The organism is Pseudoteredinibacter isoporae (assembly GCF_011602085.1).
In the GTDB taxonomy this organism is placed as follows: Bacteria; Pseudomonadota; Gammaproteobacteria; order Pseudomonadales; family Cellvibrionaceae; genus Pseudoteredinibacter; species Pseudoteredinibacter isoporae.
Genome location: NZ_JAAONY010000002.1, coordinates 69291 through 92796 on the forward strand (window position 1 = coordinate 69291; position 23506 = coordinate 92796).

The 23506-nt window shown below is 48.6% G+C and carries 8 protein-coding genes; 4 read left to right on the forward strand and 4 right to left on the reverse strand.

Annotation, left to right across the window (positions count from 1 at the left end):
- Window positions 1–488: 488 nt before the first annotated feature.
- From G8768_RS09035 to tagH, 4 genes are all read right to left on the reverse strand, one after another.
- Complete coding sequence (locus G8768_RS09035) at window positions 489–10736, reverse strand: filamentous hemagglutinin N-terminal domain-containing protein (RefSeq protein WP_167202755.1); 10248 nt, start codon at window positions 10734–10736, stop codon at window positions 489–491.
- Between the two features lie 28 nt (window positions 10737–10764).
- Entirely contained in the window at window positions 10765–13125 is a 2361-nt protein-coding gene (locus tag G8768_RS09040; protein ID WP_166844295.1) for a ShlB/FhaC/HecB family hemolysin secretion/activation protein, read from the reverse strand.
- Entirely contained in the window at window positions 13122–16064 is a 2943-nt protein-coding gene (locus tag G8768_RS09045) for a protein kinase domain-containing protein (RefSeq protein WP_166844296.1), read from the reverse strand. Before G8768_RS09045 ends, G8768_RS09040 begins: the two co-directional genes overlap by 4 nt.
- Window positions 16065–16135: 71 nt before the next feature.
- The gene (tagH, locus tag G8768_RS09050; RefSeq protein WP_166844297.1) at window positions 16136–17188 is read right to left on the reverse strand and encodes a type VI secretion system-associated FHA domain protein TagH; all 1053 of its coding nucleotides are present in this window, start codon (window positions 17186–17188) and stop codon (window positions 16136–16138) included.
- A gap of 425 nt (window positions 17189–17613) precedes the next feature.
- Here tagH and gdhA point away from each other — a divergent pair, with 425 nt between their 5' ends.
- The 4 genes from gdhA (at window position 17614) to G8768_RS09070 (ending at window position 23503) form a co-directional block, all read left to right on the forward strand.
- Window positions 17614–18981, forward strand: coding sequence for an NADP-specific glutamate dehydrogenase (gene gdhA / locus G8768_RS09055; protein WP_166844298.1), 1368 nt, complete (start codon window positions 17614–17616; stop codon window positions 18979–18981).
- 251 nt (window positions 18982–19232) lie between these two features.
- Window positions 19233–20048, forward strand: coding sequence for a hypothetical protein (locus G8768_RS09060; protein WP_166844299.1), 816 nt, complete (start codon window positions 19233–19235; stop codon window positions 20046–20048).
- Between the two features lie 48 nt (window positions 20049–20096).
- Window positions 20097–22037 carry a type II secretion system secretin GspD gene (gspD, locus tag G8768_RS09065; protein WP_166844300.1) on the forward strand — a complete coding sequence of 647 codons (1941 nt, stop codon included), beginning with the start codon at window positions 20097–20099 and terminating at the stop codon, window positions 22035–22037.
- Window positions 22037–23503 carry a GspE/PulE family protein gene (locus G8768_RS09070; protein ID WP_166844301.1) on the forward strand — a complete coding sequence of 489 codons (1467 nt, stop codon included), beginning with the start codon at window positions 22037–22039 and terminating at the stop codon, window positions 23501–23503. The genes gspD and G8768_RS09070 overlap by 1 nt, the downstream gene beginning before the upstream one ends.
- Window positions 23504–23506: the final 3 nt, after the last annotated feature.

A 23506-nucleotide genomic window follows, 5' to 3' on the forward strand; every position in this document is an offset into this window, starting at 1 on the left:
ATAGTGCTAACTCTGCGATTAATGCTGTCATTAAACCAACCAAACCGTTCGGCTGGCGTTCACGGTAATTCAAGTTGCCTGCCCCACGGTGGGACAAGATCGGGAGGATATTGGACACGCTGCGACGCAAACCCCACCCTCTTTTATTCTTTCGTTTTTATTGGCACCTTATCGAGAGTCATTCTTTTTTACTTCGATTTCTTATTAGAGATGCCGGCTTTTAATATCTGGCGCTTGTCGCCTTTTTTATCTTTCTCTCAGTAGATCTTGCCAGTATTTTTCAGTGAGTGCGAGGTTTTTCAAACAGTCTTGCGGGCTTCCATGATCAGCTTCAGGTATCGCAAGTATTGTTTTTGCATCAGCTCTCACGCCAAATACTATTCTATTACGATCAGCTAATTTTTGTGACACCACTTTTAGTGATTCACAAGCCTCTGCCTGGCGCCTAAACGCAAATTACATAACATAAATGCGTAATGGGCTTTCACCTACTCCTGTCCCGGGCTCCCTGCGGCACCTTTGTCGGTGCTTACCCCGGTATTCGTGCTGGCGGTTTCATCTGCACTTTCAATCAAAGCATCGACCAAATCATCGTCACTGTATAAACCGGAGGTTTCAGAGGCGTTTCTCACGGAAGAATTACTGTTAATAAATACCTTAATTTCCGAGAACACCGCAGCACTGATATTAATTTCAGGCTGTACTGTCACCACCCGCTCTTCGGGTACATTCAAATTAATCGAGTCAGCGTTAATCGTGGCTGTCGGCGAGGTATTCACCTGGCCAACAATATTAATCTCGCTTTCTGTATTAATATTCGACTGACCCAATGCACTCAAATCACCATTTACATCAATACGCCCGGTTACCTGCAGTTGTGCATTGTCGTTCAAGTTCAGATTATTATCTGTAGCAAGGTCACCGCCTAATACCAGCCTTGCGTCATCTTGAACAATGACTTCGTTCTGAGTCGACAGGTCAGCTCCGACGTTAATTACACTTGAGTTGCCGGCATTCAAGCCATTACCAAGGATTACACTGCCACCGACACCGACTTGAGAGTTGCCCGAGGTATTTAAGCTGCCGCTGGCCTGTAGATTGTTTGCCGTATTGAACTGGCTGCTGTCATTCACATTCAGATCACCGTCAATGCTTGACTGGCCGTTGGCATTTACCACAATTTGGTTATTAAGTGTCAGTGAGCCGCTTAAATTGAAATCCTGCACTTGCAAAGTTGCACTACCGTTCAATGTTAATTGACCGGAATTCGGCAGGCGAATAAGGTCGATATCGGAAAAATTCGCCAATGCAGACTGGCCATCGTAGTTCACACTGCCATTGCTGCTGTCAGTGAAATCCAGACTTACACTGTTTCGATTCACGAGAATCAAGCGGTCCTGCCCAGCCCCGCCATTCAGACTACTCAAGCCGGTAAATCGATAAGAACCTACTTCCACAACACCTGGATCGGACAGTGTAAATTCCTCGGCCAATGCGCTGCCCGTCAGGCTTGCACTATTGTCGATTAATTCAACACTTCTGAGTTCGGCACCACTTACTTGCAGGTTGCCATTATCCAGCAATAGCGACTCCGCACCGCCGGCATCCAAGCGATCGTTGCCATTCGACGCATCAATAAACGACACATCGTTCAATTCAACACCGTCAACAGTGAAGCCCTGAATAGAATTTACCGCTATTTGATTATCGAGATCATTCAGAAGCAAGCTTCCTACCTGGGCATAGCGCTCAACGTTATTAATGTTGATACCGTTGAAAACAGCAAAACCATCTTCAAGTTGTAAGCCCCGATTTCCAAGCAACAGCTGATCATTGCCCGCTTTGCCGTCAATAGACTGAACGCCAAAGAAACGATAACTTGCCAAACTGAAACCGTCGTTATCAATAGCGCTCAGAGTGTCATCCTGATCCGTCAATTCAAGCGCAGCGATATTGAAAAAGTCTTCCACACCATTGATACGAATGCCCGCACTGAGCAAGTCCAGGCCATCCAGTAAAGACAAACCTCCCTGACGCAGATCAAGACTGTCCTGCCCTCCACCACCGGAGATTAAGTCAATATCCGAGAAACTAAAGCCTGATACGGATACCCGGCCATCCGATTGAATGGCGAAGCTCTCGTTCGCGCTGCTGCCGCGAAGCTCTCCGGTTTCGCTGATCTGTTCGATATTCAGAATCTGGAAATCACCCACGGTGAAACCACCCTCGATCAAATCAACACCAAGGCGGTTAAGATTAATACTGTCATTACCACCGGCACCATCCAGACCCGTTACGCCGGTAAAATTAATACCGGAAAGGCTCAAGGTATTTTCAGGCAGCAAACTGAAATTTTCATCGGCATCGGAGCCGACGAGATTGCCAGTATCACGAACCGATTGCAGACCGCGGAAGACAATGCCCGAACTGTTCAGCTGACCGTTTGCCAGCAGCTGCGCTCCTCTTCCAGACAAGCTGCCCGTTTGCGCCTGAACCTGGGTCAGCCCTGAGAACTGGAACCCGGATGCATTAATCGCCTGCTGATCGGTGATGGTAAAGTCAGCCACACCCTGGAGATCCGAAATGTTTGAGAAGACCGATATTCCCGAGAAAGAAACGGCGCCCGCTACTACGCTTCCATTTTGCAGATTCGCCGCGAAGTTACCGAGATCAGCACTGCTGCCACCGTTTACTGAAGTGACGCCTGAAAAGTTAAAGTTACCCACGGAAACTTGTTGGCTTCCAAGCAGGCTGTAGGCTTCAGAACTGCCGGTGATAGCACCTGTATTTTCAATGGTATTAATTTGGGAAACCGTAATACCCTGAGATAAGAACTGTGAACCGGCAAGACTCGCGCCACCGCCACCAAGATTCACTGTATTCGCCAAACTCGAATCACCCACAAGGGAATCCACACCCGTGAAGATGATGCCGGTATTGCCACTGCGAACGCGCCCGGTGCCTTCAATGAAGAAGAAGTCGCTAGCAGAACTGCCTACGAGAGCCAAACGACCAGTATCTGAGAAGGCTTCAAAATTAAGCAACTCCATACCTTTAACAATATTATTGCCGTTGTTGATTTCGATTCCCGTTGAAAAGACACCCAGTGTGTCGATGTCGCCTCGGCCATCTACCCTTTCTATATCCCTTAGTAAAACTGTACCGCCACCATTTCCATGCTCATACAAAAGTTGATTGTCAGCATATCCTGGCCCAGAAGCCACCAGATTAAATTTGTCTTCATCGTCTGTCGCTACAACCAAGTCTGTTCCAGCACCGGCTATTAACTCACTAACGTTATTGAACGTCACTTGGGTTGTTGTACCACCGGTCATCCATTGTGCACGAATTGCCTCATTAGCCGGCGCGGTATTGAGTAGCTCATACTCATCATCGTTGGCTGTACCTGTGAGCAATCCGGTATTCAAGGCAACCTGAATACCCGTAAAATTAATCGCCTGGTTGTTGAAGCCAGCACCACTGTCTAGAGTGGCTCCTGCATTGTTAAGGTTAACCGAATCATTTCCGCCACCACCGCTTACTGCTTCAATATCCGTAAAATCGATACCCGATACAACAACGCGCTCTGAACCCGTAGCATCAAAACTCTCATCCGCATTACTGCCATTGACGGTATCATTGCCATCACCGCCGGCTACGGTATTGATGCCTGCAAAGGTAGTGCTCGATACGGTTACCGTATTTGCCGTAGACAAATCGAAGTCATCATCACTCGATGTACCAGTCAGCATCGGAACATTCTGAACCGAATCGATATCACTAAAGTTAATGGAGCGGCCGCTAAAACCACCGCTGATTAACGATGCGTTATTGTTGTTCAAGTTGACAGTGTCATTGCCACCGCCGCCAGTTACCGCTTCAATATCCGTGAAATCGATACCCGACACAACGACACGCTCTGAACCCGTAGCATCAAAACTCTCATCCGCATTACTGCCATTGACGGTATCATTGCCATCACCGCCGACCACGGTATTGACGCCTGAAAAGGTAGTGCTTGATACGGTTACCGTATTTGCCGTAGATAAGCCGAAGTCATCATCACTCGATGTACCAGTCAGCATCGGAACATTCTGAACCGAATCGACATCACTAAAGTTAATGGACCGGCCGTTAAAACCGCCACTGATTAACGATGCGTTATTGTTGTTCAAGTTGACGGAGTCATTGCCACCGCCGCCAGTTACCGCTTCAATATCCGTGAAATCGATACCCGATACAACGACACGTTCTGAATCCGCAGCATCAAAACTCTCATTCCCATTGCTGCCGTTAACGGTATCATTGCCATCACCACCGATCACGGTATTAACGCCTGAAAAGGTAGTGCTCGATACGGTTACCGTATTTGCCGTAGACAAGTCGAAGTCATCATCACTCGATGTACCAGTCAGCATCGGAACATTCTGAACCGCATCTATATCACTAAAGTTAATGGAGCGGCCGCTAAAACCACCGCTGATTAACGATGCGTTATTGTTGTTCAAGTTGACAGTGTCATTGCCACCGCCTCCAGTTACCGCTTCAATATCCGTGAAATCGATACCCGACACAACGACACGCTCTGAACCCGTAGCATCAAAACTCTCATCCGCATTACTGCCATTGACGGTATCATTGCCATCACCGCCGACCACGGTATTGACGCCTGAAAAGGTAGTGCTTGATACGGTTACCGTATTTGCCGTAGATAAGCCGAAGTCATCATCACTCGATGTACCAGTCAGCATCGGAACATTCTGAACCGAATCGACATCACTAAAGTTAATGGACCGGCCGTTAAAACCGCCACTGATTAACGATGCGTTATTGTTGTTCAAGTTGACGGAGTCATTGCCACCGCCGCCAGTTACCGCTTCAATATCCGTGAAATCGATACCCGATACAACGACACGTTCTGAATCCGCAGCATCAAAACTCTCATTCCCATTGCTGCCGTTAACGGTATCATTGCCATCACCACCGATCACGGTATTAACGCCTGAAAAGGTAGTGCTCGATACGGTTACCGTATTTGCCGTAGACAAGTCGAAGTCATCATCACTCGACGTACCAGTCAGCATCGGAACATTCTGAACTGAATCGACATCACTAAAGTTAATGGACCGGCCGTTAAAACCGCCACTGATTAACGATGCGTTATTGTTGTTCAAGTTGACGGAATCATTGCCACCGCCGCCAGTTACCGCTTCAATATCTGTGAAATCGATACCCGACACAACGACACGCTCTGAACCCGTAGCATCAAAACTCTCATTCCCATTGCTGCCATTAACGGTATCATTGCCACTACCACCGACTACGGCATTGACGCCGGAAAAGGTAGTGCTCGATACGGTTACCGTATTTTCCGTAGACAAGTCGAAGTCTTCATCACTCGATGTACCAGTCAGCATCGGAACATTCTGAACCGAATCGATATCACTAAAATTAATGGACCGGCCGTTAAAACCGCCACTGATTAACGATGCGTTATTGTTGTTCAAGTCGACGGAGTCATTGCCACCGCCGCCAGATACTGAATTCACACCAACAAAACGAACATCACTACTGGCAATGTCGATGGTTATTTCATTGTCTGCAGTCGCTCTGAATGTCTCATTGGACATGCTACCGGTCAATACGTCCGTATTATTTACGGCATCTACATCGGAGAAGCTTATGCCACGGCTATCGAATCCTGTAGCAGTAATTACGGCATCCGCGTTAGAAATATCGACAGAGTCTGAGCCGTCGCCACCCGTAACGGATGTAACATTGCTAAAATCGATTCCAACTGTCGAAACACTGTTTGCAGAAGTCGCGTTAAAGCTTTCATTTGACGCACTCCCCGTTAATGCCCCAGTATTGCTTACAGTCGAGGCGCCACTCACTGCAACATTTTGCGAGGTAAAGCCACCTGGCGACAGGGTTACACCAAAGTTACCCGCATTGATTGTATCCTCAGCCTGTACAGTAAGCTGGTCCAAGCCGGAAAAACGCATGCTTTGAGCGCTGATTTGTCGATCACCTTGAACGACAAACTGATCATTAACTCCGCTCTGCCCGAGCAAGTCAGCAGCGTTGTTACTGCTTTCCAACAATTCAACATTATTGGCGGTAAAACTGCTTGCACCTGTTGTTACGACGGCCGATTCATTTCCAGAAATTTGAAAACTGTTCACGCCTCCGACAATACGATCCTCATCACTATCATCACCAGCTTCACCACCATCCAAAATCGTAACACCCGAAAAACTAATTCCACTTACGGTAATAGATCCATCGGGGTTAATTTGAAAAACTTCCGGATCTGTTGTTGCTGTCAGCTCACCGGTATCAAGTGCACGTGCAATCCCACTAAAATCAATCGAATTACTATTAAACCCTGTAGCGTTTAAATTCGCGTTTGCGTTATTGAGGCTTACCGAATCACCTCCGCCAGCACCAGCAACTGAACTAACACCCGAAAAGTTAAGCCCTGAAACAGCGACATTTCCCGCCGAATTACTAGTAAAACTTTCTGCTGTACTCTGACCGACTAGTGCTCCTGTACTGCTTACGCTCGTTACACCACTCACAACAACATTTTGCGACATAAATCCCGTAGGCTGCAGAGTTACCCCAAGATTTCCTGCACTAAATGTATCTTCAGCTTGGGCGCTCAACTGATCCAAGCCAGAGAAGCTCATACCCTGAGCGCTGATCTGTCGATCACCTTGAACGACAAACTGATCATTAACTCCGCTCTGCCCGAGCAAGTCAGCAGCGTTGTTACTGCTTTCCAACAATTCAACATTATTGGCGGTAAAACTGCTTGCACCTGTTGTTACGACGGCCGATTCATTTCCAGAAATTTGAAAACTGTTCACGTTTCCGACAATACGATCTTCATCACTATCATCACCAGCTTCACCACCATCCAAAATCGTAACACCCGAAAAACTAATCCCACTTACGGTAATAGACCCATCGGGGTTAATTTGAAAAACTTCCGGATCTGTTGTTGCTGTCAGCTCACCGGTATCAAGTGCACGTGCAATCCCACTAAAATCAATCGAATTACTGTTAAATCCTGTAGCGTTTAAATTCGCGCTTGCGTTATTGAGGCTTACCGAATCACCTCCGCCAGCACCAGCAACTGAACTAACACCCGAAAAGTTAAGTCCTGAAACAGCGACATTTCCAGCCGAATTACTAGTAAAGTTTTCTGCTGTACTCTGACCAATTAGTGCTCCTGTACTGCTTATGCTCGTTACACCACTCACAACAACATTTTGCGACATAAATCCCGTAGGCTGCAGAGTTACCCCAAGATTTCCTGCACTAAATGTATCTTCAGCTTGGGCGCTCAACTGATCCAAGCCAGAGAAGCTCATACCCTGTGCGCTGATCTGTCGATCACCTTGAACGACCAACTGATCATTCACGGCGTTTTCGCCGGTCAAGTCCGCCGTGTTATTGCTGCTTTCCAATAACTCGACATTATTAGTTGTGAAACTTGTTGTGCTCGTGGTAACGACAGTGGATTCGTTACCAGTAATCTGGAAGCTGTTTATATCGCCAACGATGCGGTCTTGATCACTATTATCTACCGCTTCTCCACCATCTAACGTTGTGACACCCGCAAAACTGATGCTACTAACTGAAATTGAACCATCATTATTGATTTGAAAAACTTCTGGTGTTGCTGTTGCAGTCAGCGCCCCCGTATTTTCAACAGATGCAACCCCATTTACTGCAACATTTTGCGATGTAAATCCACTTGCTGTTAATGAAGCACCGAAGCCGCCTGCACCTAAGGTATCTTCAGCCTGTCCAGTCAGCTGATCCAAACCAGAGAAACTCATACCCTGTGCGCTGATCTGTCGATCACCTTGAACGACAAACTGATCATTCACGGCGTTTTCGCCGGTCAGGTCCGCCGTGTTATTGCCGCTTTCCAATAACTCGACATTATTAGTTGTGAAACTTGTTGCGCTCGTGGTAACGACAGTGGATTCGTTACCAGTAATCTGGAAGCTGTTTATATCACCAACGATGCGATCTTGATCGCTATTATCTACCGCCTCTCCACCATCTAACGTTGTGACACCCGCGAAACTGATGCTATTAACTAAAATTGAACCATCACTATTATTGATTTGAAAAACTTCTGGTGTTGCTGTTGCAGTCAACGCCCCTGTATTCTCAACAGACGCAACCCCATTTACTTCAACATTTTGCGTTGTAAATCCACTTGCTGTTAATGAAGCACCGAAGCCGCCTGCACCTAGGGTATCTTCAGCCTGTCCAGCCAGCTGATCCAAGCCAGAGAAACTCATACCCTGTGCGCTGATCTGTCGATCACCTTGAACGACAAACTGATCATTCACGGCGTTTTCGCCGGTCAAGTCCGCCGTGTTATTGTTGCTTTCCAATAACTCGACATTATTAGTTGTGAAACTTGTTGCGCTCGTGGTAGTGACAGTGGATTCATTACCGGTAATCTGGAAGCTGTTTATATCGCCAACGATGCGGTCTTGATCGCTATTATCTACCGCTTCTCCACCATTTAACGTTGCGACACCAAAAAACTTAGTACTGTTTAGTCCGATAGAGCCATCGCTGTTTACCTGGAAAACCTCGGCATTTGCCGTAGCAGTTAGCACACCGGTAGCCGTCGTTTCGAGCACATTACTTACTGCAATTCCTTGGCTTGTATAACCAGCGGCATTGATAGTCGCGCCCGAACTCGCCAAATTAATTGTGTCATTTCCTGTGCCGCCATCGAGCTGATCCAAACCATCAAAGCGAACGGATTTACCACCCACGCTTGCTTGAACACTGTTCGCACCGTTAATGGTAAAGCTGTCATCGCCAGTGGTACCGCTTAAAACGTCAGTACCGCCACTGCCCAGATCAAAGGTATACGTTCCGGCAGTAACATTCGTTAGCTCTGTCGCCAACGTGCTTAAATCCAGGCTTTGATCACCACTGCGATAATTAAATGCCAGGCCCGAAGTCACGCTGAGCACCGCGGCCGGATCGAGAGCGTAGGAGGCCATCGTCAGGGATAAATTACCCGCCGTGGTGATGTTTTGATTTATCTGGATCGCACTTTGAGCGTCGAGAATAAGATCACCTAACAAGTTGACCGATGCATCGATAACAATATTATTGTCAGCAAGCAGCGTCAGGCTGTTACCAGCAGTCGCTGCCTCTCCACTGAAGTCTATCGCACTGAGTATCGAAATATTTCCGGCATCACTGCCCGCTCCTGAAGTGGAGATTTGAAAATTACCTCCCTGAAGATTGGTAAGCAACTGCGCAACCGTAAGATTGTTGGGGCCACTGCCGGAATCATCAATGGTCATATCATCAGGATCGACCAGCCAGGTCCCTGCATCCCCATTCGGAGCCAGGGTGTTTACAAAACCACCCAGAGAAATATATTTCTTACCGGAAGTTTCAACAAAACCACCATTGCCGGCTAGACGCCCACCACGAGCAAATACATTGCCGTAAAAGTGCGTATGCACATCGGACCAGAGAATGACCTCTCCACCATTGCCATTATCAATGGCATTGGCATAGATAGTGGCACCCTCGGCCATATATAAGGTTTGCGCATTTCGAAAGTTTGGATCGCCGCCCTGATAGGCACCGCCAATCAAAGCCTGACCGCCGCCGAAACGCCCGCTGACATCAATCGAGGCCGTAGCCGCTAAACCAATGTGTTCAGCTTTGAGGTGAACCTGTCCGCCTCGATCACCGTTCGCACTCAACTTCCCGGCCAGCTCAATGGCATCCGCATCAATATTGATACGCCCGCCCTGCTCGCCAGCGCTGGCGTTAATATCACCTTCAATGTTGACCGCACCATTGGCCTGAATATCAACAGCTGCCCCACCGAAACCGCTCGCTTCGATAACACCACTGTGGTTGACGGCCTGACTGAACAGATCCCGAGCCGACTGAGCGTTCATCATGACCTTGCCGGTGCCAGCTTCGATTTTACCCTTGTTTTCAATTGCGGCTTGTAGACCCGGATCATTGTTAACAACTGCTTTCTGAACTTTTACACCCAAGAAATTGTTATCGTCGAAACTCAGAAAAACTTCGCTACCCGCCGCCACAGAGACGTAACCCATATTGGCGCTCAGCAAGCCTTCGTTGGAAACCGATTCGCCAATCAGGTTAATAAAGCCACCGGTAGCGGCAGCGATTACACCGTGATTAACGATTCGGCCGTGGCTCGAATCAATGTCTTTGAAATAGAAATCGCCATTCAGGAAATCGTCTTTATCCAACCACAAGCTACTGGCTGTAAAACTGCCCGCATTGATGAGCGCATTGTCACCAAAAATCATGCCGCGAGGGTTAATCAATAACACATTACCATTGGCATTAATGCGGCCATCAATATGGCTCGGCCCATTTTGAAGAATGTGGTTCAATACCCAGGCATGACTACCAGGCTGTAAGAAGTTAACAATTTCCTGCTGATTCAGATCGAAACTGTCCCACTGAACCGTCATTAAATCGGTATTTTGATGAACATTGGTGACATTCTGACCTTGGGTAATAAATCCTTCACCCTGAACAACACGACCACCTGTTGGTGCGGCCATCACCTGAAGAGGCGTACTGGACAACATAAAAAACTGGGCCAGGCCCACCGCCAGCGCAAGGGTGCGTCGAGGCCCCTTTGTGGTAGCAGCGACTCGACTGAAACATTTTCTTGTATGATTCATATTAGTCATCCTGTCTAATCCCAATGCTCTAGTAGCGATAGCTCATGCTGATGTAAATGGATTCTTCGGGTTCTGAAATAATGTCGGCAAAATCGGCACTGCTGTCTTTGCTGCCAGAAAAGCTCATGCTCAGCTCAATACGCAAATCTTCCCTCCAACTGTAAAACAAAGCAGCACCGTAAGCTTGAAAGCGTGCCCAGCTGTCGGTTTGATTATTCAATGCATTCAGTTCGCCATAGGAAGCTTCAGCAAACAAAGCCACCGACAAATCGTGGTCTTCCCCCAAGCTGCCAAACAGTGAACTGACATTGCTCAATAACTGCAGATTGCCGTAAACGGTTTTATCGCCCGTAAAGTCAGCCGTTTTGAAGGCTTTGACCGCATAAGGGCCACCCAGTGGCTGGCGCTCAAAGGTTGGCAATAACTCTGAAGAGTGAATGGCTTGAAACTTGGCATTCAAACGTAAGGGCTGACCAAACAAATTTACGGGTAGCAAAAATAGGGTGTCGCTGTTCAAACTGATCTTGTCGTAATCTTTTTCGGTGACGCCTTGATTAATATCGGTCTGATTTCCCGAAAAATAGCTCAAACGCCAATCCGTCAGGGCGCGCAAAGAAGACATCAAGTAGTCAAAACGGATATCAAACTGGGCCCCTTTTACCTCGGTTTCCAAACCGTCGACGACGGATTTATCACCCAACTGCAAAGTGACGGTGGTATCGGATGTTTTCTTGATGGCAGCAAGGGATATGCTCAGATTCAAATCCTTGGATCTGAGCCAACGATAGTCAAACGCGAGGCTGGCCGTGCTCAAATCACCTTGAGACAAAGCCGTATTAGCACCCTGCCCACCTATAGCTTCGTATTGTGTTTGCTCATAGGACACAGACACATCGGCTTTCAAGCCCCAGAACGGGTAACGATATTTCGCAAAACCATAACTGGTATTGCTTGGAGACGAAGCCTGCAATAAACCGATATTTATTGAATCGCCGTGTCCGGTCAGGTTATACCAATCCAGTCCTGCAAGTACTCGATATTCGCCTGTCGCTTCGGAGCCATAATTATCCGAGCGCACCTGTAGCTGCCAATCCTCTTCTTCAAGGCCAAGATTCAATCGAGTCTGACCGTTTTCTTCCCCGGGCTCAAAAAAGCCTGCCTGCACACTCAAGCCTGGAATATCGTTAATTCGAAAATAGGCAGAAGACAAATCGCTGCTCACCGGCTGCATCAGGTAATTCTGGAAGGCTGGAATCAGCACGTCTTCTTTATAATCAGTTTCTTCAATGTTCCGGAAGTGAATCTCGGACAAAATACCGCTGGCAACCGCGAGCTCGACAACACCATCCGCGGCACGAAAATCCTGCTGGGGGATGTATACTTTTGCCAGTAAATAACCTTGGGCACGAATGAAGTCTTGCAGGCTCTCTGAGATATCACGCAAGTCAGAAAAACTCATGGCATGTTGCTGGCGCAACTGCTCAAGAGATGCGGCAATCAATTGATTGTCTTCAGCGGTATAACGCTGCCCGGCACTGGAAGATACAAAGGCACGATTCAACTCAATAGCGACCAACGCCAGATCGAATGGGTCAAAACCCTCGCGCCCGTCGTTCTGGTACTGGGTTTTTCCTTCACTTTGCTGACTAACAAAGTTGCTGATATTGCTCTTCTCAACATCAAATCCTGTGGACGCTTCGTCATAATTAATATTGACTTGGTTAACCCATAACAACTGAGGTCGTGCTTCATCGAGGCAATTTACCCAGTTGGCTCTCAAGCTGATCTGCAACTCATCATCTATCTGATAAAGACACGTGAAGTTGCGCCCAGACAGGCGAGAAAGATTTCTCTTGATCAACTCACGCGGTTGAAAGTTGATCGAGGTCAGATACGCTTCCGGGCTGGCGTTGTCCTGATTTTCACGGAGCTCATACAACAAATTAAATAAAGCGCCGTATTGAATTTCATTCAGAGAAACATCTTCGATACTGATGGGAGCGCCAATGTCCAACTCCGGCATCAACAGGCGCAGATAACGCGCCAAGGGAGTCAAGGCTTCAGGTGCATAGCGAGGGCCGGAAAGAAAACTTTGTTCCTGATCATTCAGTGCTTTCTGCAGCTGCATGGCCTGGGTTTGCCACCAAGCTTCATCGAATTGCACCAGCAGATTATTACCCTGGGCATCGGCTTTGCTGAACAGCTCCTTTCGGCTGTCCTCATCATCCATATATTCAGGCAATAAAAGCGTATAGTGCTCGCCAAACAACTGAACATCGATGTTTTTTGCCAATGCGGAATGTACAGGCAACAGAAAACAAGCAACTGTGGAGACACTCCACAATGACAAGCGGGAAAAAACAGAGCACATTTTTGTCAGCGAATTCATGGCAGCAGCTTCACAACCCGGAATCCGGAACGGGCGTCACCGCCTGTTGAGATCGGGTTTAAAGAATCCAGATTGCAAGATTCCATTGCCACCGCATGGGAGCCGCCAGCAGCTCTCAGGCCGTCAGGATGGAGCACCACCTCCTGGGCATTCCCAACATGGTTCACCATGCCCCAACGGTTACCGGCACCCATATCAACCGGCAAGAGGCTGTCACCTTTACGAATCCCCCGTGAATTGAGGGTGCAATTTCGACCGGAATCGAGAGGTGACTGATTGGCCGCCGCGGCTTTGTACCATTGTTTGTAACTGGGCAATTGATATTCAAAGCCGGTTTCTGAACTGAGCCACTGGGCGTAGCTTCTAAACAGATCAATCGAACGACCGGTTACCGGAATATTGCCTGAATTACTGCTCGGAGAACAAAGCTGACTCTGGGCACAGAAATCATTAAATTCGGATTCGCTGATTTCGTATTTGCTGATGGCGTAAGCCTGCTCACCCGGGCTGTTTGGTATCACCAGTAACTCCGGCCCACGAAATTCATCGTTTTCCAAGAATCGATCGCGGCAACTATAACGCTGCCCTCTTCCTGCAAATGAGGTTTTACAGCTGTTCCAGGGATAAATCTCCATCGACTCAAACAATACTGCTGAAGTCGGAAAAAGTTGGCTGGCCAGGAGCGCTTTATCTTTGGCATCCTGGGTTTTACCGTAACCATAAACGCGAATGCAGCTGGAGATGTCAGACATCGAGTTCTGCTGCAACTGCTGGATTTCGTTTTGGAACACCGGGTAACGATTGGCCACGCGGGTAAACTCGCCAGCCAAGCGCTCAAGGTCCAATTTAAATACACCACCACGGCCTTCGCGCAACAGACCGGATTGGCATTGTTGAACGGTTTCTCTAAGGCTTGCCACTTCAACTTCAAAAGCATCTCGTAAACGTTGGCGCTCGGCCGCCAGGCGAGCAGCTTCCCGAGCCTGGGCCAAACGTTCTTGTTCAGCCTGATACGCAGAGATCTGTCGTTCAATGTGGCCATCGACTTGGGACAGCTGTACAGAGTTCGGGTTTAGCTCACGTGCCCTTTGGGACAAGCGCTGAGCTTCGGAAAAACGGTTTTCATCGGCGGCATCAATAGCACCCGCCAGATAAGCATCACTGAGGGTGAAGTTATAGGTCCGAGCCCAGTTGGCCAGGGTCTGCTTAGCTTGTTGACGTTTTAAATCCTGATCATTGAGCATCTGCTGAAAATCATCGCGGGCTGCCAACGGATGTTTTCCGGCATCCACTTTCCATTCATCGCTTTCGTAAACCTCCAGCAACTCATCCATAATCACCGCTGTCTGGCGTTGCCAGAGGGCACCGGTGTCAAAACTTAAATTGCGTTGATCCAGCAGCTCCTGAAGCTCACCCGCTTCTTCCGTAAGAGTGCCGAAATCGCTGGACAGTTTTGTGCCAAATTCCTGCACTTGTCTCTGGGTTGCCATTTCCCGTTGCTGCTCAGCCTGACGAGCCGCCAGAGCCTGCTTTTCAATCTCCAGCTGTTTTTCTTTTTCCTGGGATTGATAGGCGCGATAGCCCGCAAACGCCAACAACAAAGACGCGGCAACAGCCGCTAAAGCAACCGGCCTGCGCCAGGGGTTAACAATGGGGACAAATTCATTCAGAAATTCATCAACAGTAGTAAAGCGATTCACCCGCTTTAATGCCAAGCTGCGACGCAGTGCTTTCCACTGACGACGATTAAGCTGCGGCAAGCGCTTGGGCTTCATGCGCTCGATGGCAACTTGATCAGCAGGTTTTTTGCCGAATGGATGTTTGCCACTCAGCAATTCATAAACAATGCAACCCAGTGCGTACACATCGCAACTCGGCAGCGGCTCTTCGCCCAGCAACATTTCCAAACTGGCGTAGGCTGGCGTTAAGGCGCCCAAACTGTTCGGATCAAAAACGGTTTTATCATCACGCTGGTCAGTTTCGACACTCGAAACCGCTCGGGCAATACCAAAATCAATAACCTTGGCAACATCACCATCACAAAGAAAAACATTACCCGGCTTAAAATCCGCGTGGGTGATTCTGTGGCGATGTGCATGTGCCAATGCTTCACCCATCTGGCGGGTCAACGGCAAAATTTGCTCAAGCGGCAAACCTTCCGGGTTGAGTTTAATGACCTCTTCCAGAGAGGCCCCCGACAGTAACTCCATGGTCATGTAGACCATGTCACCATCGCGGTCGAAATCGAAAACCTGAACAATATTTGGATGTGCCAGCGTTTGCGATTTGCGCGCTTCACGCTGTAGGGAAATAAACGCAGAGGGGTGATTTTTAAAATTCTCGTTGAGAACTTTAACCGCTACCCAGGGGTCGCGATCTTTTGCCTCAACCTTACGTAAATCTTTTGCTTTATAAACCGCGCCCATGCCCCCGGAGCCCAGCAGGGATTCCAGCACAAACCGGTCTTTAATAACGGTACGGCCCTCTTCATCGAGTTGGCCGGTTTGTAATTGTTCCGGCGACAAGGCGCCTGCAACAGTAACGTTTTCACCTTGCAATTGAGTGGCGCTGTCGTGCAATAATTCGGTAGCGTTTACCGAACCACCGAGCATGACAGTACGGTCATCACCGGTATCGGCCGGATGAATAAACTGAGTTTTGTCGGACGCTTTGGGATCATCTATTTCCGCGCTGCCCAGCAGCACGGTTTTATCACTGCCGTCATCGGGCGTAACGGCTTGAGGTGCGGACGTCGAAGCGAATTGCGTCTTATCGGAAGAATCGTCTTCGGGTTTCTGTTGAGAGTTTTGCGCGGAAGGACGCGCAACCGATTGGATAACGGTTTTGTCGTCGGATTCGGCATTACCTGCATCCCGCAGGGATTTGCCACTGCCAGGCAGAACGTCTCCACCCGTTAGAGGTTGCTTCTTTTTGCTCACAGTAGTATCTCGACTAACCCCGGTGCACACCATGTGCGACCAATTTGATGGCGGCTAGCCTGATACGAGCACTAATTCACAGTGTTGCCCTGCTTGCGATCCATATTGATGAGTTGAAGCTGCTGTTCATAAGCGGCCGCAAAGTCTTCAATAAACTGGTCATTTACAGAACTGCGCTGTGCGCCAACCATCTGTTTATAATATTCTTTATACAGATCCCAAGGCTTCTGTTTGCCAGAGAATAAGCCTTTGGAACTCCCCATTTGGGCGAATTCACTTTCCAACTGATCCGGATGAAAGCGCATCATCATTTGTTGCGAAGCCTGCATCATTGCGGCCATCATTGCAACCTGATGATCAGCGATATCCTGGAAAGCCTCTTTAATACTGTTCGCCGGGGCCATATAACCTTCCCCGGATTTTGCAAACATCGTTTCCAAGGCTTCATCAGCCGATACTGAAAACTTCAAAGCATTGTTATTGGCTGGTTGAATTTGCGTCATTTCCATATGGAGCTGGCTTTTCATATTCCTGCGATTAGCCAATATCACCATAACGCCTTCTACACAGCGTTTAACCACATCACAAATCTCGTCTGAAATGCCATTGAGCTGTTCATCGCTCATTCCTTCAAGGCCGAGTTGTAATGCTAATTGGACTGGGTCTTCGCTGGAATTACAATCCCTTACCTGAGGGGGGTGATTGGGAGTCTGAGCGGCCACACCTGGAATGGCTGGCACGGAAATACCCTCGTTGGCAATACTGACAACATTGGATTGAGCTTGGGAGCTGCTCGGCTGTGCACTTAAACTGACTTTAAGCAGATACTCACCGGCACCCAGCATTTCACCATTATTAATCACGTGTCGACGACCGACACCCAGAGAGGTTGGCGAACCATCAATGAACAGACCGTTGGCCGATTGATCGATAACGGTAAATTGCCCGTTCTCGTAGGTAATCACCGCGTGATTTGAAGAAACATAACGTTGAGGATCGACCAGCACGATATCGTTGCTGGCACCGCGACCAAAGCGGCAACCCGACGCCCAGAATCGAAAGGACTTGCCGAGCATATGCTCGGCCCCGTGGGGGGCTTTCTGAACGGTTAGCGTCAACTCCATAGCTGGCCTCATTGCGAATGACATGAGTCGCCCAAGTTTACGACCCAATTCCTGTACCTATTTGATGTCAACCTTAACAATTATGTCCTTAGAGATGCAACTTAAAGTAATTTCTTACAATTGCACACCCTTAAGTATGGCACATCGGCGCCGTAAACATAGCATAAGGCACTGTGACAGGGAAAACTGAGGGATTTAGGCGCCAACTTAACGCGTCTCATTAGCGTTATGAGACATTTGCACGTCACGAGTAGGCAAAGCTGTCGCCTAAAGCAACACCCATCTTTTCTTGCATGGCCAACTCTGGCAATGTCAGCAGAGCTTTGACTACAAACTATCCTGGATGATATGCAATGCCCTAGTCAATGCATCGCTCCAGCTAGGCAAAATAAAGAGTAAAAACGAGCTACCCTAAGGAGCCACCTATGACGCAACACTCTAGTGCCGTTCAAAGTGAGATCGATGATTTTATGCAGGGTCTGGTGCGCCGAAACCCAGGCGAATCTGATTTCCACCAAGCGGTGCATGAAGTCGCCGAAACCATTATTCCCTACATTCAAGACAAACCTATTTATAAAGAAGCCCGTGTTCTGGAACGTATGACAGAACCCGACCGTATTGTCAGCTTTCGTGTGTGTTGGGAAGATGACAGCGGTAATGTGCGAGTCAACCGGGGCTACCGGGTGCAGTGCAACAACGCCATCGGGCCCTACAAAGGCGGATTGCGTTTTCATCATGACGTTACCCTCTCCACTCTAAAGTTTCTGGCCTTTGAACAGACTTTTAAAAACAGCTTAACCGGTCTGCCGATGGGCGGCGGTAAGGGGGGCTCCGATTTTAACCCCAAGGGGAAATCAGATCGCGAAGTGATGCGTTTCTGTCAGGCCTTTATGACCCAGCTGTTCCGCCACATTGGCGCCGACACTGACGTACCCGCCGGAGACATTGGCGTCGGTGCCCGGGAAATTGGCTATATGTTTGGTCAGCATAAACGCCTGACCAATGAGTTTACCGGTATTCTGACGGGCAAAGGTCTCGAATACGGCGGCAGCCTGGTTCGTACCGAAGCAACGGGCTTTGGCGCGGTTTACATGCTTGAAGATATGCTCAAGGTTCGCAGTCAATCCATCGAAGGCAAAACGGCCGTGGTATCCGGTTCGGGTAACGTTGCCACCTATGCCAGTAAAAAGCTGATTGAACTGGGAGCAAAAGTTGTCACCCTGTCGGATTCTTCCGGATTCATTCACGACCCCGAGGGCATTGATGAAGACAAACTCGCTTACGTTCTGGATTTGAAGAATGTAAAACGCGGCAGAATTTCGGAATACGTTAGCGAGTATCCCCAAGCCAGCTTTCATGCCGGCGAACGCCCCTGGCATGTGCCTTGTGATTTGGCATTTCCCTGCGCAACACAAAATGAACTGCATGAAGAAGATGCACTGGCATTAGTTAAAAACGGCTGTATTGCAGTCTCTGAAGGTGCCAACATGCCTACCACCGCAGGTGGTGTTGAAGTCTTCCAGAAAGCGCGCATCATGTATGCACCGAGTAAGGCAGCCAATGCCGGCGGCGTTGCTGTATCGGGTTTGGAAATGAGCCAGAACTCGGCACGGATCTCCTGGGACGAAACCAATCTCAATCGCCAGCTTCGAAACATCATGCAGACGATTCACGATAACTGTCTCGAATTTGGTCAAGATCCCGGTGACGATTACATCGACTACGTTCGCGGCGCAAATATTGCCGGTTTCAACAAGGTCGCTAACGCCATGATTGCTTACGGTGTGATTTAAACAAGCTGAATAAAACTTGATCACTTCTTTTGGTCCCGGGGCCGACGCTGACAACAGTGCGGCCCCTTCCCTTCAGCGCCAACAATTCCCAGCTCCCATTGCCAAAAATAGCCATGCTTACAAGCGGTAATCTCAGGTAATATTATGGTACGCTAGCAGCAATTACACTGTTAAACCCTTGATTGCCAAAGATTGTTTGTAATCAAGCCAGAATTTCCAAGCCACCAACCAGCATAAAAGCAAATACCGGCATGGCAGCATTTCGCTCAATGTTTTATCAGCTTTACGCCAGACTTCCACTGGGGGTTAACCGGCGTGCGATGTTTGAGTGGACCAGTGTTGTGCTGGCGACTCTGGCAATAGGCTTAAGCGCCTGGCACTGGCAACAGCAGGAAACCGCCCAACCGAACGAAGCTACTCTGGCCGCCAAACCTGCGACAATAAGCGCCGCCGCAAAGCTCGAGCAAAGCAGCACAGTAAATCAAAAAACAGAAACCATTTTGGATAAACAGGCCCAGGCCTGGCAGGATTTGGAAGATGTTGAACTGGTGGGTTTAATTCGCAGTAATGGGAAACAGTCCTTTGCGATTGTTCGCTGGCACGATGAACAATTGGTACTGGCTCAACACGATTCCCTGCCCCAGCAGAAAAACATATTGATCAGTGCGATTCATACCGACAGCATAACCTTAACGGGCCCCTGGGGAGAAAAACAACTCGGCTTGAACGGCCGGGAAATTGCTGAGCAAAAGAATGCCGCCCAGGTCATAAAACTACCACAGTTACGCAATATTATTTTGCACGAAACGGATTCCATCGCTGATCATATACAGGCCCAGGCAAACTATGAAAACGGTGAGCTTAAAAGTTTGAGTCTGATGCCCAGCACATCAACAGCCCTGTTTGAGCAAGCGGGATTGGAACGTGGAGATCAATTGACCCACGTTAATGATATTCCTATAGCGAACCTTGGTTTGAGTTCCGTTCCAGGCTTGTTAAGCAAAGGCAAAATGGAGCTGCAATTGAAACGCGACGGTTTGAATCGTCAACTTACTTTGCTTTTTTAATCGCCTTCTATCACACAAGGCGAAAAAATACCGACAATGGAAATAACAATGATAAAAAATGGCCAGTCACCCCGTCGAGCGTCACTTGGTTTAATATTTGGTCTGACCTTGCTGATTGGCTGTCAGTTTGCCCAAGCCCAGTCGTCAGACATCGAGCGCTTCGAATTCACCATGAACGATGTGGAGATGCGAGAATTTATCACCTCTGTGGGTAAAATTACCGGGCGAACCATTGTCATAGACCCTCGCGTTAAGGGCAAAGTTAACATCAACAGCCGCAAATCCCTGAGCGCCGACGAGGTCTATGAAATTTTCCTCAGTCAGTTACAAGCCCATGGTTATATGGCAGTTTTGCAAGGCGATAATATTTTAAAAGTGGTACTGGCACCCCAGGCGAAACTGGAAGGCGGCCTGGTATCAACCGGCGAAGACACCGAAGCCAGTGACGCGATTATTACCCGCGTTATCCATCTTGAGAATGTCGCCGCCAAGAGCTTACTGAATACCTTACGCCCATTGGTGGACGGTCGCATCGGTGTTATCAACGCTTACGAGCCCAGCAACACCCTGATCATTACCGACCGCTCAGCCAACATTCAACGCCTGCTCAAGATTGCCAGAAATGTCGATCAACAAGGCCAGCAAGATCTTGAAGCCGTACCCCTGAAAAACAGTTCCGCCGCCAGCATGGCGCAATTGCTGAGCGCCCTGCTCAAAGCCAATGGTGATCAGAGAGCCAGTAACAACGTCGCCATTGCCTATGATCAAAACAGCAACAGCGTTCTATTGCGAGGCCCCAGTCGCGAAAGACTCCGCTTGAGAAAGATCTTGCGCGAACTGGACAAAGGCAATGCCCAACAGGAACGCCACCAGGTGGTGTATCTGCAATACGCCAATGCCAAAAACCTGCAAAAGATTTTGCTCGGCATTGAACAGCCCAAACAAGGCATTGCGGGTAAACAGGAAGCTTCCAATGACAAAGCCCTGAACGTGGAGATCGATGAAGAAATCAACGCCTTGATTTTAACCGGCACCCAACAGGCCGTTGCTGACGCCAAGGCCTTGATTAAACAATTGGACATCCGTCGCGCCCAGGTACTGATTGAAGCGATTATCGTGGAGCTCTCGGATACCCTCGCCAAAGAACTTGGCGTACAGTGGCTGTTAGGTAAAGACGGACAAATTGGCGGTGGCTTAAGCAGTACTGTTGGCAGCTTGAATGCGGCAGCCCTGGCCGGCGCACTCGCCACTAACGACAACACCTTGCTAAATAACACTCTTGCCCAGGCCAATGGTCTAAACTTGGCTGGCGGACGGTTGCGCAGTAACGGTTTAAGTTTTGCGGTTCTTATCAACGCTCTGGCGGAAAATAAGGATTCTAATATTCTCTCGACACCCAGCCTGTTGGTTACTGACAATGAAGACGCAGCTATTTTAGTCGGTCAGGAAGTGCCTTTTATCACGGGCTCCACCACCGGCAGCAATAACAGCAACCCGTTCCAAACAATCAACCGTAAGGAAGTCGGTATCAAGCTGGAGGTCAAACCCCAGATCAATGAAGGCAATGCGATCCAATTAAAAATCAAGCAGGAAGTGTCATCCCTGACGGGCTTGCAGGCTTCAGATTTGATCACCAATAAACGCACTCTGAATACCACCGTACTGGCTGAAGATGGAGAAACCATTGTGCTCGGTGGTTTGATGGATGAGCGAGTGCAACTGGTTAACTCCAAAGTGCCAATTCTCGGTGACATCCCTCTTCTCGGCCGCGTCTTCCGCAGTGACAACAGTGAAAAGACGAAACGCAATCTTATGGTCTTTCTGCGACCCACGATTATCCGCGATCAACAATTGTTGAATAATATCAGCCAGCGCAAATACCGTTATATTCGCGCCGAGCAATTGCTCAAGCAGGAAACCGGTATTCCATTGCTGGACAATGAAATCATTCCTGTGTTGCCAGTGTTCAATCAGAGCCAAGGTGAGTAATGGATAAACTGAGTTTCGAGTTCGCCAATCGTGAAGGCCTTTTTATCAGTCACAGTGATTCGAGCAACAGCCGAGTCATTATGCGCGAAGGCGCCTCTCTGGATGCCCTCCTCGAAATTCAGCGCCGCTTCCCTCATGGGCTCGAACTGCTGAGCGTTTCCGAGCCGGAGTTTCAGCAAAAACTGCAAAACTTTTATCAGGCTCAAAGTGAAGATTTCGAAGACAGTATTTTTGAAAGTGAACAACTTTGGCGGGAAGAAGACATTGAGTTACTTGCCGAAGGCGATGAAGCACCGATTACCAAACTCTTCAACCGTATGCTCAGTCAGGCAATTCGCCGCAAGGCTTCGGATATTCATGTAGAACCGTTTCGAGGTCAGTTGTCAATTCGTTTCCGTATAGATGGCGTTCTTCAGGAAATACAGACCCTGAGTGGCGAGCTTGCCCCTCGCCTTTGTTCGCGCATCAAAGTTTTGGCAAAGCTGGATATTGCCGAGCAACGCCTGCCCCAGGATGGCCGTATGACGGTAAATCTCGCAGGCAAACCCATCGACTTACGCATTTCAACCATCCCTGCTAATCATGGCGAGCGATTGGTAATGCGAATTCTGGACAAGAGCCAGCAGCAACTGAGCATTGCTCAATTGGGGATGCCCGAACAGCTACTAAAAGAATTTAAAAAATCCATTCGACAGAGCAACGGTTTGATTCTGGTCACCGGCCCAACCGGCGCAGGAAAAACCAGTACTCTCTATGCCGCCCTTCAAGATATTCACAGCAGCGAAAAAAATATTCTCACGGTTGAAGACCCTATCGAATATGAACTGGCCGGCATTGGACAGGTACCCGTCAACCCGGCCATTGATATGGGTTTTGCCAAAGCTCTGCGTGCCATTCTCAGGCAAGATCCGGATGTTTTGATGGTTGGGGAAATTCGCGATTCGGAAACCGCCAACATTGCCGTACAGGCAAGCCTGACAGGCCACCTCGTGCTGAGTACGCTCCATACCAACAATGCCAACGAAGCCATCAATCGCCTGCTGGATCTGGAACAGGAATCCTTTTTATTGGCCAGCGCCATTAAAGCCATTCTCGCGCAACGCCTGTTAAGGAAACTCTGCAGCCATTGCCGCGTGGAAAGCCACATCACCCCCGAGCAGGCCCATCAATTGGGCCACAGCACTTTGGCTGGCCAGAAAATTTTTGAGACAGGCCAATGCAGCGAATGCGACGAAACCGGTTACAGCGGCCGAGTTTCGGTCTTTGAATTGATTGTTATGGACAAAAACAATCAATCAAAGCTTCATAAAATTCAGCAAAACAACAGCAGTGATTCTGGAGAAAACAACCGTTTCAATACGGTTCAAAACAGCAGCCTGCATAGTCATTGCATTGATCGATTGCTTGCTGGAGATACCTCTTATGAAGAAATACTGCGCGTCCACAATCTGACAGGCAGCGAATAGCAG